Here is a 15,970-nt window from a genome sequence, read left to right as displayed (position 1 = left end):
GTAATAATAAGAGGGGTAATAACTTGAGCACGTTGTTTTTTACCATCGCCACCGGGCTGGCAGGGGGGCTGGCCCTTTTCCTTTTCGGGATGCACCTCATCAGCACCGGCCTGCAAAAAGCGGCAGCCCGCCAGGTGCAGCAACTCCTGGGGGCAGTAACGAAAAACCGCTTTTTTGGCATGCTGGCCGGGCTGGTGGTGACCATTTTCCTCCAGACCAGCGCCGTCACCACAGTGCTGCTGGTGGGCTTTGTCAGCGCGGGACTCATGAGCCTGGGCCAGGCCCTGGGGGTCATCCTGGGGGCGGCCATTGGCTCTACCCTGACGGCCCAGCTCATTGCCCTGCGCCTCAGCGACTACGCCCTCTGGGCCGTGGTGGCCGGCCTCATACCTTATCTTTTTGCCAGGCGCCTGCGCTGGCACCACCTGGGCCAGGCCGTCCTCGGTTTCGGCCTTATTTTTTATGGTGCGGCCCTCATGGGTACGGCCGTAGCGCCCTTAAATACCCTGCCCGGCTTTGTGAGTACCTTGAGCTCCATAGCAGCCCACCCCTGGGTAATGATGCTGGCAGCGACCCTTTTTACCGGTATTGTCCAGGCCAGCACGGCGACGGTGGTCCTGGCCATGACCCTGGCCGCCCAGGGAGCCCTGCCCCTGGAGCCTGCCCTGGCCATGGTCCTGGGGGCCAACCTGGGCACCACAGCTACAGCCCTCATTTCCAGCATTGCCCTTTCCCGGGAAGCCAAAAGGGTGGCCCTGGCCCATTTCTTTTTTAAGCTGGCCGGGGTCCTCCTCTTTTTACCCTTCCTGGGACTGTACAGCCATTTATCCCGGGTGACATCCCCGGATATTGCCCACCAGGTGGCCAACGGCCACACCCTTTTCAATATTATTAACATGCTCGTCTTTCTTCCCTTTACTCCGTGGGTAGGCCGCCTTATGGAAAGGATCCTTCCCGACGCCCCCGAGGAAGAAAAGGTGGCCAAATACCTGGATACAGAAGTCCTGGATATACCCGAATTGGCCCTGGCCCGGGCGACCCAGGAGCTTTTACGCATGGCCGGCCTCATCCGGGAAGAAATGTTTCCCCGGGTGATGCAGCCCCTGGCCGAGCGGGAGGTTGAGTTGCTGGAAAAGCTGCGCGGCCTGGATAATATCCTTGACTATCTCTACCGGGCGGTGGCCAGGTACCTCGCCCAGTTGAACCAGGGTAACCTTACCGACGACCAGTTAGTGGCCCAGACCAGGCTCCTCTATATAGCTAACGACCTGGAGCATATTGGCGACGTGGTCGTGGAAATGGCCCACCAGTGGCGGAAAATCGAAGCCAGCGGGGTGGAATTTTCCCCTGCGGGGCAGGCTGAACTCCAGGAGATGTTCAATAAAGTTAAGGAGAACTTTACGACGGCCATCCAGGCCTTTGCTGCCGGTGACGAAGCCATGGCCGCCAGGGTCATAAAGGGTCATCCCGAGATCTTACGCCTGGAAAAGAACCTGCGCTACTCCCATTTCCAGCGCCTGCAGCAGGAAAACCGCCTGAGTCTAGAAACCACGTCCGTTCACATGGACCTTATTAACCAGCTCCTGCGTCTCAACATCCATAACGTCAGTATAGCCCAGGCGGTCATGGGCATTATTTAGCCAGCAGGCCTTGAGGTAAAGGTATTTTTTTGCTATGATAGCTTTCTGGATAAAAGGAAGGAGTTGTTGACTTTGCAAGGCATCTGGTTTTCCGAACTACAAACCCCCGGGCTGGCTATATCCGTCAAGCTGAAAAAAACCCTGCACCATGAAAAAACGCCCTACCAGGACCTGGCGGTGGTAGAAACGGAGTCTTACGGGCGCATGTTGCTCCTGGATAACATTATCCAGACAACCGTTGGCGATGAATTCTTTTACCACGAGATGATCGCCCACGTACCCTTAAATACCCACCCCAATCCCCGCACGGCCCTGGTCATTGGCGGCGGTGACGGGGGTGTTATCCGGGAGATTATCAAACATCCCAGCATTGAAAAGGCTACCCTGGTGGAGATTGACGCCCGGGTGGTGGCTAACGCCCGGGAATACCTGCCGGAGATTTCTTGCGGTCTGGATGATGCCCGGGTGGAGATCCGTTTTGAAGACGGCATTGAGCACGTCCGCCAGATGGAAAATGCCTATGACGTGATTATCGTTGATTCTACTGATCCCATTGGCCCGGCGGTAGGTCTCTTCAGTGCCGAGTTTTACCGCAACGTTTACCGGGCCTTGAAGCCGGACGGGCTATTTGTAGCCCAGACCGAGTCACCCCTCTTTAACGGCAGGCTCATCCGCCGCATCCAGCGCGACCTGGCGGAGATATTCCCCATTGCCCGCCTGTACCTGGGAACGGTACCCACTTACCCCGGCGGCCTCTGGAGCTTCAGCCTGGGGAGCAAGGAATATGATCCCCTGGAGGTCGACTGGAAAAAGGCACCCCAGCTGGTGACCCGCTACTACACCCCGGCTATTCACCAGGGGGCCTTTGCCCTGCCCCCCTTCGTCCAGGAGATTCTAGAAAAGCGGGACGAAGAGGAGTTTTAGGTGGGCCCCTCTCTGCAGGGTCCCGCGCCCAGTACCGGCCAGGTAATATAGTTATGTAAAAATGGTTGAAACGGAGGAAACAATTCAAGTGCTGGCAGGTTATGTAAAAAACCAGGGCTTCCTGGCCAGCGGGGATAATTATGAAGGCGCCCGGGTGGTCCTGGCGGGCATCCCCTTTGACGCTACCACCAGCTTTCGCCCCGGCGCCCGCTGGGCCCCCCAGGCCATTCGTGCCGTGTCCGAAGTCCTGGAGGAATACAGCCCTTACCTGCAGCGAGAACTGGGGCAGGTGCCTTTTTACGACGCCGGTGACCTTGACCTGGTACCGGGCCGGCTGGAGGCCAACCTGGAACGTATGGAGGCTGCTGCTGCCGCCCTTTTCCAGGACAAGAAGATCCCCCTTTTTCTGGGGGGTGAGCACCTGGTGAGCTACCCCCTCATCCGGTCGGCCCGCCGTTACTACCCCAATCTTGCCGTCCTCCACTTTGACGCCCATGCCGATTTAAGGGAGGAATACCTGGGGGAAAGGCTTTCCCATGCCACCGTCATGCGCCTGGTGGCGGAGGAAATCGGCCCCGGGAACCTGTACCAGTTTGGTATCCGGTCAGGCACATGGGGGGAATTTGCTTACGGTCAGGAAGAAACCAATTTTTTTATGGACGTCATCACTACCCCCCTGGAGAAGCTGGTGCCCGAACTGGGCTCCCGCCCCCTTTATGTCAGCATAGATATTGACGTCGTGGACCCTGCCTTCGCCCCCGGCACCGGTACCCCCGAACCGGGTGGCTGTACGCCCCGGGAGATCCTGCAGGTTATCTACCTGCTGCGACAGGCCAGGGTAGTGGCCTTTGACCTGGTAGAGGTATGCCCGGCATACGATCATGGCAATATTACCGCCATCCTGGCAGGCAAAATCATCCGCGAGGCCATCCTTGCCTGGGGAAGGTAAAATAACCTAACGGAGAAAATATATTTGACTTACGGGGAGTACCATGCTATAATATCTTACGCGACAGGTACATGAGGGCGGTTAGCTCAGCGGGAGAGCACCTGCCTTACAAGCAGGGGGTCGGCAGTTCAATCCTGCCACTGCCCACCAGAAGAGGAGCCGTAGTGTAGCGGTTTAACATGTCGGCCTGTCACGCCGAAGATCGCGGGTTCAAATCCCGTCGGCTCCGCCAGACATGCCTCGGTAGCTCAGTTGGTAGAGCAGAGGACTGAAAATCCTCGTGTCGGCGGTTCGATTCCGCCCTGAGGCACCAGCACGGAAGGCCTGGAGAAACCAGGCCTTTTTATTATCCCGGTGGTTGCCAGGAGCATTTTCGTGGGTTAGAATAAGAATTAAAAAGGCTAATCATGGAGGCTGGCAATGACCACAACTGAATACAAAGAGCGTCTCAAGCGTTTCCAGGAGGCCCTGCAGGCCCGGGAATTAGACGGCGCCCTCATTTTCCAGGCCGCCGACCTGTATTACCTGAGCGGTACGGCCCAGAGCTGCCACCTGTTTGTCCCGGCGACGGGAGAACCCTTGCTCCTGGCCTACCGGGATACCACCCGGGCGCAGGCCGAGGCTGCCTTAAATCAGGTACTGCCTCTTAGCAGCTTTAAAGAAATACCCGGCCTACTGGCAGGAGCCGGCTGGAGCGGGCTTAAGCGGTTGGGTTTAGAAATGGACGTCATCCCTTTAAGCCTGTTCCGTCGTTACCAGGAGCTTTTCCCGGACTGCCAGTGGGTGGACATAAGTAAAATATTGCGGTCCCAGCGCATGCTCAAATCCAGCATCGAACTGGAAGCCCTGCGGTATGCAGCGGACAGGCACGCCGAGGTCTTCAAGTACATAAGTAGCGTAATAAGGCCGGGTATGACAGAACTGGAAATTGCCGCCGAGTTTGAAGGCTATGCCCGCCGCCTGGGCCACCAGGGTACGAAACGTTTCCGTGGCCAGGAGCAGGGAATGATACCGGGCATAGTTGCGGCCGGGGCCAATTCGGCCCTGGCTTCCTGTTTCGATATTCCCCTGGCAGGCCAGGGCCTAACGCCCCTTTACCCCCTTGGTCCCAGCCGGCACCGCTGGGAAGCAGGAGAACCCCTGCTCATTGACTACGCCGGCGTGTATGGCGATTATACCGTCGACCAGACGCGCATTTACCTGGACGCAGACGTAGCACCTGTTTTGCAGAAAGCCCAGGAAGTAGCCATGGAAATAGCAGCTAGGGTGGCGGAGAAGGCCAGGCCCGGGGTAACGGCAGGCGAACTTTATGACCTGGCCGTCAAGATGGCCAGCCGGGCCGGGCTGGGCGAACATTTTATGGGTCATGGCCGCCAGGTGAGTTATATTGGCCATGGCATCGGGCTGGAATTGAACGAGTGGCCGGTGATTGCCAGGGGGGATCAGACCGTCCTGGCAACCGGTATGGCCTTTGCCCTGGAGCCCAAATTTGTCTTCCCGGGCCAGGGCAGCGCCGGGGTAGAGGATACATATGTGGTTACGGAAAATGGAGCAGTAAGCCTGACGTATTAAGGAAACACTGGGGTCATACTTCCTCCGGCCAGAGGAGTTTTAAATCTATGACCAGGCCTGGCAACAGGGGGGAGGTCAGCTCGCCTTCATCTTCGTATTCGGCCGCCTTCACCAGGTGGCCGGCCTCGTCGCGACGGAAGATTTCCGCTAGGCGAAGGTCCGGGTCGAAGAGCCAGTATTCAAGAACATCATAGCGCCCATAAAGATTACGCTTTAATTTACGATCCAGGCTTCTACCACCAGGTCCGGCGCCCCCTGGACATTTTTAGGCGTCAGGCGTTGGCGGCGGTTATTGCTGATAAAGATGATAATAAACCCTCCTTTCCTGGTTTATTATACCATAATAAATTTCTAGGGGGACGAGGCAGCAGGATTATTTTCCTAGTTGCAGAATATGTATAAGAGTTAGTTATACATCATGTTACTATTGCAGGAGTTAAATATAAAGCCAAATGGACCGCAGCTGCCAGAAAGTTATTGATGCCCGTCTCAACTTAGCAAACCTTGAGCTCCAGGTGGCCCTCCTGGCCCGGGCCGGTTTAAAGCGCTGGGAGATAGCAACGGCATTAGGTTTACAGCAGGGTACAGTTAAATCCCAGCTGGAAAGAGTGGCCGCCAAACTCGGCTCCGGTTGGAAGTACAGGACGGATATCATCTGGCCGGAACTGGAAGAAGACGTGCGGCTGGCACTGCAGGCCTTGAAGGAACAGGGTAGTAATAGTAGCCCTACCCTGGAGGGAACGGAAGTCATCATCACAGGCCAGGATGGTAGCCAGGGAGCTGGCGGGGAAATAGCTGCTACTGCCGTCCAGCAGGTTATTAGCTTTAATTCTGCCCGCCGGGCTATGGAAGGTGATCTCTCCCCCCACGAGGCCGCCGTCCTCCAGCTCCAGGGCCTGCCTTCAAAAGCAGGCAGCACCTACCTGCACCAGGCCCGGGCCCTCCAGTGGCAGCTTATCCTCCTGGGTGAAGGCCGTGTTTTGCATGTAAGCGCCGCCGCCCGCTTCTGGATGAAACCGGCCCTGGCGGTCCTTGCCGGCAACAGGTATATCCGTTATTTACACAGCGATAATGTGGACGAGCCTTACCGGCCCTGGTGGCTGCCCTATACCACCAATGGCCGCGTCCGGGGTACCCGCGCTGCCTATTACAAAATCGTGGATGCCTCTGGCGGCGATTACGTCCGCAACTACCTGGAAGCCTGGCTTGATGGCGAGCTGGGGGATTATGTCGCCAGCCTCCACGCCCGGATGCAGCAACGATGGCAGGCTTTAAGCCGGATTGCCCGGATCTCCGGGCGACCTGAACCAACGCCGCCGCCTACCTGTATTCAGCTCCTCGCAGAGGCCCGTAAGGTCGTGGGGGTAAGTTAAAATATATGTTTTAAAACTTGAAAAGCAGCTCCTCCCATGTCACAAGGGGCTGCTTTTGTTTTCCCTTCGGGTCCGGGCCAGGTCATTAATGGCCACCGTCAAATCATCGAACCTTAAATATTGATAATTTGTGCCTGGCCCTCCTGGCGCAGAGATAGCCGGCCGGTGCAGAAACCAGCCCGGAAAGAATAAAATTTACCAGCGGCAGGAAGCGGGTATGTGGTGGCGAATAGTTATAGCAGAAAGGGGTTGGGTCATGAGGATTGTCGTAGTCGGTGGCGGTAAGGTTGGCTACCAGGTAGCCAAACAGTGTGCCGCCTGCGGTTGTGAAGTAGTGGTGGTGGAACATGACCAGGAAAAGGGTGAGAAAATTAAACAGGAACTTGGCCTGCCGGTAGTCATTGGTGACGGTACCAGACCACAGGTTTTGAAAAAGGCCGGAGCTGGAGAGGCTGATATAGTTATTGCTATCACGGATGACGACCAGGATAACCTGGTAATCTGCCAGCTGGCGGAGCGCCAGTTTAAAGCCAGACGTACCCTGGCCCTGGTGAATAATCCGGGCAATGAGAAGCTCTTCCGCTGGCTGGGGGTTAACCAGGTAATTGGCCCGGCATCCCTTATCCTGGGATTAATCCAGGAAAGGGTGGATATGGATGCGACTACGGCCCTGTGGATGCAGGGCATTAAGGATTTAAAAATGATCCAGTTTAAACTTGGTCCTGATGCCCCTGTCCTGGGGCGGAAAATCAAGGAAATACCCTTTCCCAACGAATGTATCCTGGTGACTATTGTCCGGGGTGATACGGCCATTGTCCCCTGTGGCAATACGGTCCTGAAAGCAGGGGACCTGGTCTTTGCCCTCACTAACCCGTCTGTCCAGGCGGAACTGGAGTATATCCTGACGGGCAGGAGCGAGAGTGGGGCCGTATGATGGCCCCACTTCCTCCGTTAAGATTATACTTTTGGTTAGCCTTGAGTGATCGCGGATGCTTGACAGGACTTTTTACCCGTGCTATAATCTAACATGCAGTGAGCGAGCGGAAGTAGCTCAGCGGTAGAGCATCGCCTTGCCAAGGCGGGGGTCGCGGGTTCAAATCCCGTTTTCCGCTCCATTTTTTTACCCTGGCGCGGTGGCGAAGTGGCTAACGCCGCGGTCTGCAAAACCGCTATTCGCCGGTTCAAATCCGGCCCGCGCCTCCAGGTTGGTAGCTGGAAGACCATTTTGCAGGTAGGCAAAATGGTCTTTTTGTATTATCCAGTTGTTGCCTGCAATTTATGCCTGAAGCTGCAGCATCTTGCTTCCCAGAAGTTGACATATCAGCAGCTAACTGTTAGGATGTAATTGTTCCTCATTTTGTTGCTGGAGCAACTTTTCCAGCTCCTCTTCCAGGTCTTCCAGTTGCTGAAACATGGCAGGCTTTAAAGAATGGGCAGGGAAACGCCGCTTCAAATCGGCAATTTCCGCCTGCAGCTGGTTGATGCGTTCTTGTAAAGTTGCCAGATTAATCCCACCTTTATCCTTTATGGCATTAGGAGACACAGTAATTTTTTCAGGGTAACCCGTTTGCGATTCATTATAGCAGAAGGGGTGGCATTATGGGAGGGGATTTTTCCTGGGCAGCAGGTGAACTTGATGCGGAAAAATGGCAGGCCATCGTTCAACCGGACAATCCCTTTACCGAGTTGATAGGTATAGAAGTAGCCGGAGTAGGGCCGGGGCGGAGCCTGGTACGCTTGAAAGTTCTTCCCAGGCATCTCAATTCCTGGCGGATCCTCCACGGGGGCGTATATGCTGCCCTGGCCGACCGGGCCATGAGTATTGCCGTACGTTCTATTGGCAGGCAGGCTGTTACCCTTAACCTGCAGGTTGGTTATTTAAGGCCGGTAGAGGCCGGCCAAGTGGTGGAGTGCCGGGGGATGGTAATCCATAACGGCGAGCGGATAGTAGTAACGGAAGCAAGGATGGCTGTTGCCGGCCAGCCGGTGGCAACCGCCGGGGGAATATTTTATGTGAAATAATCCGGTTTTCACCGGGAGATACTGGCGACATCTATTCCACACCGCCCAGTAAAATACCGCAGTGTCTCCGGCGGGTGGTGAAGGAAGTTTAAAACTTAGTATTGAATACCCCCATCGTTATATGCTATAATATTATTTGCCTGCGAGAGTGGCGGAACCGGCAGACGCCCGAGACTTAAAATCTCGTGGACCTTTTGGTCCGTGCGGGTTCAAGTCCCGCCTCTCGCACCACCTTGAGAATTAACGGTCTATGGGCTTATAGGAACTAACCCAAATGACCCTCTTTTCAATATAGTATCGGGCAGCGAAAAAATAATCTCGTGTACCTACCACCACCTGTAAAAAGGTGGTTTTTCTATGTATGTTATCGCCAAAGCTCTCGGAGTTATGGTAAAGGACTTTGATTCTTAGGTACAGGAGATGTTGTATTTATGGCAAACCCTAATAATAAGGCTTCAAAACTACTACAATATGTAAAAAACAGTCTTAATTTGTCTGATAATGAAGCAAACAAACTAGAGAAGCGGTTGTGGCTTTTTGCTTCATGTATCCGTCAACCACGAAAAGATGATCGATCATGTAATAAAACCCCTTTCTTTAATCGATGGGATATCAATAATCAAACAAGCTACCTTACGCCCGAGGATCCAAGATATGCTACAGAAGAAGAATGCCAACGGGTATATGAAACATTGTTAGCCATGCTTTTGGAAGCTTATGGAATATCTATACCACCGGATTCGGATATTAAAATTGTTGAAGAAACACTTGGTAGATCATTTAAGCCACATAGCCTAATTTGCGTACACACTGGAAAAATGATTTCTGGAGATGATATAAAACGTGCATTGAGTTATACAACACAGCGTTTGGGTAATTACGAAATTCCTACTTCATACCGGGTTGAATTAAATGCTGGCGGCCGCCATGAGCATACGAATGTAGGCTGGATGAAACCGTTACATATTATCTATACACTTCGCAATATCTTGCGTTCACATTTAAGAAGGGCTGGTGTGCCAAGTAATGCAATTAAAAATGCATTAGATAAAATCCAAGTTAAGGCCTATTGTACAGACAAAGTAACTATGCCACCATATTTCTCTAATCGTGATGTAAGGTGGGCAACTTGGCCGAGTAGTAACCAATATGCTTCTCACTACGAATGTGCAATGATTGAGTTGGAGTTATTAGCAGAACTATATGAGTTTGCCGGTGCACCACTATTACCAGATAAAATAAAATCCCAAATTATTGAAGCACGTAGACGTACTTTTTTATCACATCCAAGACGGTGCTTTGTAACGGGGCGAGTATTAAATTTCATTGACTACGTTCAAGCAGCAATTAATACCCAGGGTGGGAGATCAGCTTATCATGTAGGTCATATTACTCCATTAACGAGGGGCGGGAGGCACACATGGGAAAATATAGCATGGCAAAGTGATGATGGAAATCGTATTCAAGGAAACGATACCGTGCAAGAAATTGAAGTTAAATTAGTTGATGCAGTTATGTATCATCTTAGACGGGATATGGAAAAAGAAAAACCTTCTCGAGAGTTCTACGAGAAGGTTGAAATGTTATGGTCGTTATTAAATGATATTCGAGAATACCAGGGTAAACCTAGATTCCAGTGGTAGTAATTTTTAAGGTGCAACCACAGTTTCACGTGCCTTTCGAGTTAACTCACGAGCCTCAATGCGGCTTTCTATAGCACGTTTGACCATCTCTGAGATTTCACGGCATCGAATTTTTGACTTAGGAACTGGAAGGACAAGATCATAAATTCGATCACCAAGTGTATCAATAATATCCTGCGTAAAAGACATAGATTTGATTTGGGCAACTACAGGTGGTGAGGAGAGGATTGCCAGTAATAAATAGCTATCGAAAGGAGCATTTTCATGGACACGGATTTTAAGGATGTGGCTTTGATAAACAATTTCAGTATCGTAACGGGATACATAAGCACAAGTACCAATTAAGTATGTACCATCACGAACCATAAGAATGTCGCCTTCTCTTACATCCTGTTTAACAGCATATTTTTGGTAGATTTCTCTGCTTATCATATGTTTAGGATCAACCTTGATTTCCCAATTAGACAAGTCAGAGGTACGCACAAATGGGATATTACCTGTACCATATGCGAGTTTGCCTACCTCATCACCACTTGAAATAGAAATCATACGATTTTGGACCAGCTCAGAGACCCTGTAAAAGTCATGTGTTTTACTAAGCTTTATTAACATGTGTTTAGATTCAGGTTCATAAAAACGTGGGGCTAGGACATTATTTTTTAGTTCTTTACAAGAAATTAAAAAACCAAGATGGTCAGGTTCAATGTCGTTACCTGCTTTAAAGGCTTTAAATTTCTCAACTATAACAGGAAGATCGTTCTTCGGGATTTCCCGTGCCCGGCTATCATGGCCACACCACTTAGCTTCAGCCATAAAAATATTATGGTTAATAGCAAGTGGTTTTTTTTCTAAGACAACAAGGCAAACTTTGGTATGAGTTCCACCCCGGCCGCTCGTCTTGAAAAGTGATTCTGGCATACCTATAATTGCAACTGGGGTTGTATGGTCGAGGATATATTGTACCACATATCGATGACTTGGATTCGATAATACACTTTCTGGTAATACAATGCCGAGCCGACCACCTGGTGCAAGAAGGGAAATACAACGTTCAACAAAAAGAACCTGTGGTGGAGTGTTTTTTGCTAGTATATTTTGCTTTTGATAACGTCCAGTACTTTTTGAAAAACGCCATCTATGAGCGAGTTCAAAGGAGTTTCGAGCATCGTTAGAGAGAGCGACAATTTTAGAACCAAAAGGAGGATTGGTCAGCACTAGCGTAAATTTCCCCATCAAAGCCTTTGTTGCAGACTTTTCAAAGCCATTGCCTTTCCAAACTAAACTATCAGTACAGCTGATAGGAAAGAGTGTATCGAACTGGAGGGCTAAGTGGAGTTGAGACAAGCGAACTAGGTCGGCGTCTTTGTCAATGCCATGAATACGGTCAGGTGAAACTTTGCTAGATGTGCTAATATACTTTGCAGCTTCAAGTAAAAAACTGCCGGATCCACAAGCGGGATCAATGATAAGGTCATTTGAGGTAGGCGCAGTTAATTCAATTAATGTACTCGTAGCTATTTTTGGCGTGAAGAATTGGCCTTCCTGCCCTCTATAGGCTGAACCAATGAAAGTTTCATAGATGTCACCAATGATATCATAAGTTTTATCTAATATATTAAGGGTAGCAAACTCACGGTCTATGTAGGCGATGTGATTAGGACCCAATAATATTTCGTTATTATTTTCAAAAAGAGTAGGGAACTTGTTGCAAATACGATGAAATGCCTGGCGATATTGCTTAGCAAGAAACTCAGCCTCAACTTGTTCATTGGCTGAAAAAGCTATTCCTTCACGTTCTAAGTATACTCGACAATAGGCGCATTTGAGTACTTCCTCAAGTAGGGTTTCATCGCGTGTTATGCCGACTACTTGACCGGCCATATAGTTTCTAATCCTCCGTAATACAGTTTTTGGAGTATCAAGGCTTTGTGAAACTGTACATTCGATATTTTTCATTTCCATTAGACACCTCGTTTTAGAAATTATTTCAGTAATAATATACATTAAGTGTTATATCACGTCAATGGATCATTAAATGATCCTTGGGTTTTATAACTACACAATATGTTTTAAAGAAAATAGTTTTCTCTAGAATGTTTTTCAAAGTATTAAGAAAGAATTCAGGTGATGTTCTGATTAGCGACATTTTCATTAAAATAGTTGGCAAAGGAGGAGAAAAATACTTTTTGTCGAATAATAATAAAAGTAAGGTCGAACAAAGGAATAAAAAGAGATAAAAATCAAAATAAAGAAGGCCGGAAAGATGAAGGACCAAATCATTATTACCAATAAATGCCAATGGGGGGGGGGGGGATTTATCTCATAATTACCAGAAAATAGAATTAATACTATTACCTGCAAAAAGAAAACCATCCCGCCTTCACAGCCGCAGCTTAACTGCTTTCCTCAAAAGTCCAACCTGCAACTTTTTACCACAGGGAATCTTTTTTACCTGGGCTATCTGCAATGCCGGCCCCCTCTGGCAGTCCCTACTGCGCGCGCCTCCGGACACCGGTTCCCTAAAAAACTGTGATAATCCAGCAGCCCTGTAATACCCGGGACTTGCAGGGGGCGCATAAAATGGGCAGAGGGCAAAGACTGTATAGTGAGGGCATCGCTAACAAATGGGCGATCAATAATCTTATTTTTACCTCCCCTGCGGCCAGGGTGCTCTTGCGGAGCGCAGCAGCTTTATCACTGCTGGCAGTTACAATGTTAAACAATCATGCCCGGAGCCTGTCTTACCAGATCGTTCTTGATTTTCTCTACCTCGGGCCGGTGACCGTCGCCGCATGGAATTCTCTTCTTGAAGGCTTGACGTTTGCCCTGATTGCCGGCTGCCTGCGCATGTTTACGAACCCCCTGGCTTTTTCAGCCATGAGGGCCAGCGATTATGTTGATTTTTTAGTGGTAACGGGCTTTTATTTAATCGTTCCCGTGACCATCGAACTCTTAAGGCGCCTGGCCCGGCAGCGCCAGCAATTGCGGCGCAACCTGCAATTGACGACGGAAGCCTTGCTGGAAGCCTTGCAATTGCGCGACCAGTATACCGGTCGGCACTCGCGCCAGGTAGCCGCCTATGCGCGCCGGATAGCAGCCAGTTTAGGCTTATCGCCGCACTTCCAGGAATGCCTTTACCTGGCCGGGCTGCTCCATGACATCGGCAAGATTGGTATTGACGACGCCTGCCTAAATAAGCCGGGTGCTTTGACACCAGAAGAGTGGCAGGCCATCCGCCACCACCCCGTACTGGGCTATAAGATAATCAAAAAAGTAACTGGCAATCAACAAATCATTGCTCGGGCAGTCCTGTACCATCACGAAAGATACGACGGTCGCGGCTATCCCAGGGGCTTGAAGGGCGCGACCATACCCCTGGAAGCTCGTATTTTAAGCGTGGCCGACTGCTTTAACGCCATGACTACCGACCGAGTTTACCGGCAGGCCCTGGCTCCGGATGAAGCCGTGAAGGAATTGCGGCGCTGTGCCGGTAGCCAGTTTGATCCGGAAATAGTGGACATTTTCTGCCGCATTTTGGCCGGGGACGGCCTTACCCAGAACCGCGAGGAGGAAAAAGAGGCAAATAGCCTTTAACAACTTGCGCGGTAAATTAATGACTGCTTTTTTCCTGCTTATTATTTTAACAATAGGCGCCACGCTGGTGTCCTATCGGGACTCCCTGCGCGCGGAGAAAGACATGTGATGTGGCCAAACACGCCAACCGCGTCTCTTCTCGGCCTGTGATTGGGACGCTGAAACGGCAATTCTAACAAAAGGCCGAAATTCCAATGGCTGAACGCCTAAATAAAAGATACTTTTTGTCGAATTAAAAATAAAAACAGGTTAGTAAAGAAGGGAAGGCACGATGAATCGCGAAATCGTAATTGCCAATAAATGTAAATGGGGGGGGTATGATTACCATAACCTCCGGTTATTGGAAATAAACCTTCTTTACATCCTCTTTCTATTTAGCCTTCTTTTCCTTTGCCTCGCCCGCGAAAATATTCTTCTTTAATCCATACTTACCCTAAACCAACGGTAAACTCACTTTCCCTCCCTAAGTATCTTACACTCAAGGCAAACCTGTCGAAAGGCAGGGGCGCAAAGCCATAGGTTTAAAGCCCTTTGCATGGGTATGATCGCCAGGCGGCCGTAGGTTTTTGGCCCTTTACTGGCAGTATTTTCCTTTACCATGCGGCAGTAAGGAAACATCCTCAAGGCTATGGTTAAATGCTAAGTAGGGTAACAAACCAGGCAGCACCTACCACCAGAAATCATTGGACATTTGTTTACGGGGGAGCAAAGTATGGTTGATGGTCCATTAACTGAGGAAGAAATTAACGAACTGTTGGCTGCGTACGAAGAACTAATAGTCAAGATTAAGGAGGGCAAAGTACGGACACTTACCCGGCTACCTATACGGGAAGAAGTTGGTAATTGTGGTTCTAAAGTAGAGAAAGTATTGAGACTGCACCCGATGTTACGACGGTAAACGCCGCTTTTGTGGAGGGGCTGGCCAAGAAGGACGATAAGATCATCATCATAATCAAACTGGAACTGCTCCTCGAGGTAGAAGAGAAGGAAATGCTGGAGCGTATGCAATAGGGAGGTGATAACCGAAGATTATGCCGGCTTTGGGATGAACGGGGGCGCCGCGATGTTCAGGCCAGCGCCGCTATCGAAGAAGACATGAAAATGACGCGTGTTCCATTACTTTATGTATACTGGGAGGAGATAGAGAATGTCTCTGAGAAGCATAAAAAGCAAGCTCATGGCACTGACACTTATAGCTATACTAGCAACAGTAGTAGTTCAATTGATTATTGCCAACGTTTCTCTGGCAAATCTTACCTTTAAATCTCAATCAATAGTACAACAACACGTATTAAATGAAGTAAAAAGTGGCCTCAAAAACACAGTCGATTCTATGGTATCCTCCTTAACCGATATGTATAAAAGTAATGCCGGCACTATACCGGAAGCTCAGCTTATTGAGCTTATAAGAAAAACGCTGGATGCCAGCAGGTATGGCGAAGCTGGATACTTTTTTGCTTACCGATATGATGGTATAAGGGTAGTGGCGCCGGAAAACAAGTCACAGGAAGGCCAGAATCTTTGGGACTTAACGGATAAATCCGGCAAGAAAGTGGTTCAGGAATTCATCAGAGTGGCCCAGAACGGCGGGGGATTTGTGTCTTACATTTGGCTCAACCCCAAGACTAACAAGGAAGAGGAAAAAATCTCTTATTATAGCCCCTCTTAAACTTGGCAACTCCGAGTTAGCGGTCGGGACGGGCACTTATTTATCCATGGTAGAGGTTGCCAAAAATGATGTAGCTCGGGAGATTGCCCAGTCCAGAAAGGCCCTTTCCGGTTCTTTGGTTACTATCAGTATTATTGTTTTATTGATTTTGGCCGTAATTACTTATTTCTTTACTCGAACCATCACTACACCACTAATCCTGGCGGTCGACGATCTGGGGCTTATAGCCAACGGCGACTTCACCCGGCCGGTGCCTGAAAAATACCTACGCATGAAGGATGAGATAGGAAAGCTCGCCCAGGCCGTCGACCGCCTGCAGGCCAACCTCAGACCACTGCTTTCGGGCCTTAGAAATGACGCTAAAACCCTGGCCGGCAACTCGGAAGCTTTAAGCGCGTCTTCGGAAGAGATCGCCTCCTCTTCCGGCGAAGTGGCCAAGGCCATCCAACAGGTGGCGGCGGGGGCAGGGGAACAATCGAACCACCTGCAGGAGATACTCGGCCTCATCGAGAACATAACCTCAAGCCTGGAGAAAGTCTATACCGAACTCGGGCAAGTTAAAGCCAACAGCGAAGAGACCTCCA

General features: G+C 50.3%; 14 protein-coding genes, 6 tRNA genes and 1 riboswitch. Of the genes, 17 read left to right on the top strand and 3 right to left on the bottom strand.

Translation table 11 applies throughout. The features are described 5' to 3' along the window. The first annotated feature begins 23 nt into the window (after positions 1-23). The 7 genes from MOMUL_RS12155 (at position 24) to MOMUL_RS12125 (ending at position 5,085) form a co-directional block, all read left to right on the top strand. Positions 24-1,640: a Na/Pi cotransporter family protein gene (locus MOMUL_RS12155; protein WP_169802202.1), complete on the top strand. Its 1,617-nt coding sequence runs from the start codon at positions 24-26 to the stop codon at positions 1,638-1,640. A gap of 72 nt (positions 1,641-1,712) precedes the next feature. After that, the gene (speE, locus tag MOMUL_RS12150) at positions 1,713-2,564 is read left to right on the top strand and encodes a polyamine aminopropyltransferase (protein WP_062285257.1); all 852 of its coding nucleotides are present in this window, start codon (positions 1,713-1,715) and stop codon (positions 2,562-2,564) included. Between the two features lie 61 nt (positions 2,565-2,625). Further along, a complete protein-coding gene (speB, locus tag MOMUL_RS12145) occupies positions 2,626-3,513 on the top strand; it encodes an agmatinase (protein WP_062285256.1) in 888 nt (295 codons plus the stop codon). A gap of 75 nt (positions 3,514-3,588) precedes the next feature. Beyond that, a tRNA-Val gene (locus MOMUL_RS12140) sits at positions 3,589-3,663 on the top strand. 5 nt (positions 3,664-3,668) lie between these two features. Further along, positions 3,669-3,745 (top strand) — tRNA-Asp (locus MOMUL_RS12135). Positions 3,746-3,750: 5 nt separating this feature from the next. Then, positions 3,751-3,826: transfer RNA gene (locus MOMUL_RS12130), tRNA-Phe, on the top strand. A gap of 107 nt (positions 3,827-3,933) precedes the next feature. After that, positions 3,934-5,085: a M24 family metallopeptidase gene (locus tag MOMUL_RS12125; protein WP_062285255.1), complete on the top strand. Its 1,152-nt coding sequence runs from the start codon at positions 3,934-3,936 to the stop codon at positions 5,083-5,085. Between the two features lie 13 nt (positions 5,086-5,098). Here MOMUL_RS12125 and MOMUL_RS15860 read toward each other — a convergent pair whose 3' ends face one another. Further along, positions 5,099-5,314 (bottom strand): Uma2 family endonuclease, encoded by a 216-nt coding sequence (locus MOMUL_RS15860; protein ID WP_084785630.1) that lies wholly within the window; start codon positions 5,312-5,314, stop codon positions 5,099-5,101. Positions 5,315-5,537: 223 nt separating this feature from the next. On the opposite strand from MOMUL_RS15860, the gene MOMUL_RS12120 reads away from it, so the two are divergent. The 4 genes from MOMUL_RS12120 to MOMUL_RS12105 all read left to right on the top strand — a co-directional run bounded on the left by MOMUL_RS12120 (position 5,538) and on the right by MOMUL_RS12105 (position 7,661). Further along, positions 5,538-6,458: a helix-turn-helix domain-containing protein gene (locus tag MOMUL_RS12120; RefSeq protein WP_062285254.1), complete on the top strand. Its 921-nt coding sequence runs from the start codon at positions 5,538-5,540 to the stop codon at positions 6,456-6,458. A 256-nt stretch (positions 6,459-6,714) separates the two neighbouring features. Further along, the gene (locus MOMUL_RS12115; protein WP_062285253.1) at positions 6,715-7,392 is read left to right on the top strand and encodes a potassium channel family protein; all 678 of its coding nucleotides are present in this window, start codon (positions 6,715-6,717) and stop codon (positions 7,390-7,392) included. 106 nt (positions 7,393-7,498) lie between these two features. Continuing rightward, positions 7,499-7,573, top strand: a tRNA-Gly gene (locus MOMUL_RS12110). 12 nt (positions 7,574-7,585) lie between these two features. Beyond that, positions 7,586-7,661: transfer RNA gene (locus MOMUL_RS12105), tRNA-Cys, on the top strand. A 124-nt stretch (positions 7,662-7,785) separates the two neighbouring features. Here MOMUL_RS12105 and MOMUL_RS12100 read toward each other — a convergent pair. Further along, entirely contained in the window at positions 7,786-8,001 is a 216-nt protein-coding gene (locus MOMUL_RS12100; RefSeq protein WP_062285252.1) for a hypothetical protein, read from the bottom strand. A 56-nt stretch (positions 8,002-8,057) separates the two neighbouring features. On the opposite strand from MOMUL_RS12100, the gene MOMUL_RS12095 reads away from it, so the two are divergent. The 3 genes from MOMUL_RS12095 to MOMUL_RS16305 all read left to right on the top strand — a co-directional run bounded on the left by MOMUL_RS12095 (position 8,058) and on the right by MOMUL_RS16305 (position 10,123). Beyond that, entirely contained in the window at positions 8,058-8,480 is a 423-nt protein-coding gene (locus tag MOMUL_RS12095) for a PaaI family thioesterase (protein ID WP_062285251.1), read from the top strand. Between the two features lie 142 nt (positions 8,481-8,622). Further along, a tRNA-Leu gene (locus tag MOMUL_RS12090) sits at positions 8,623-8,711 on the top strand. A gap of 200 nt (positions 8,712-8,911) precedes the next feature. After that, on the top strand, positions 8,912-10,123 hold the full coding sequence (locus MOMUL_RS16305; protein ID WP_153018397.1) for a hypothetical protein: 1,212 nt from the start codon (positions 8,912-8,914) through the stop codon (positions 10,121-10,123). A 6-nt stretch (positions 10,124-10,129) separates the two neighbouring features. Here the strand turns inward: MOMUL_RS16305 and MOMUL_RS12085 are convergent, their stop codons facing one another. Continuing rightward, positions 10,130-12,079, bottom strand: coding sequence for an N-6 DNA methylase (locus tag MOMUL_RS12085; RefSeq protein WP_064774416.1), 1,950 nt, complete (start codon positions 12,077-12,079; stop codon positions 10,130-10,132). Positions 12,080-12,703: 624 nt separating this feature from the next. Here MOMUL_RS12085 and MOMUL_RS15855 point away from each other — a divergent pair. The 3 genes from MOMUL_RS15855 to MOMUL_RS12060 form a co-directional block, all read left to right on the top strand. Further along, positions 12,704-13,717 carry an HD-GYP domain-containing protein gene (locus tag MOMUL_RS15855; protein ID WP_084785628.1) on the top strand — a complete coding sequence of 338 codons (1,014 nt, stop codon included), beginning with the start codon at positions 12,704-12,706 and terminating at the stop codon, positions 13,715-13,717. Between the two features lie 472 nt (positions 13,718-14,189). After that, positions 14,190-14,278: riboswitch (cyclic di-GMP riboswitch) on the top strand. Positions 14,279-14,864: 586 nt separating this feature from the next. Continuing rightward, positions 14,865-15,386: a cache domain-containing protein gene (locus tag MOMUL_RS12065; protein ID WP_062285247.1), complete on the top strand. Its 522-nt coding sequence runs from the start codon at positions 14,865-14,867 to the stop codon at positions 15,384-15,386. Between the two features lie 46 nt (positions 15,387-15,432). Continuing rightward, a partial coding sequence (locus MOMUL_RS12060; protein ID WP_153018396.1) for a HAMP domain-containing protein occupies positions 15,433-15,970 on the top strand: 538 nt, incomplete at its 3' end.

Source organism: Moorella mulderi DSM 14980, from assembly GCF_001594015.1.
In the GTDB taxonomy this organism is placed as follows: Bacteria; Bacillota; DSM-521; order Neomoorellales; family Neomoorellaceae; genus Neomoorella; species Neomoorella mulderi.
This window is presented reverse-complemented; position numbering and strand designations above follow the sequence as displayed.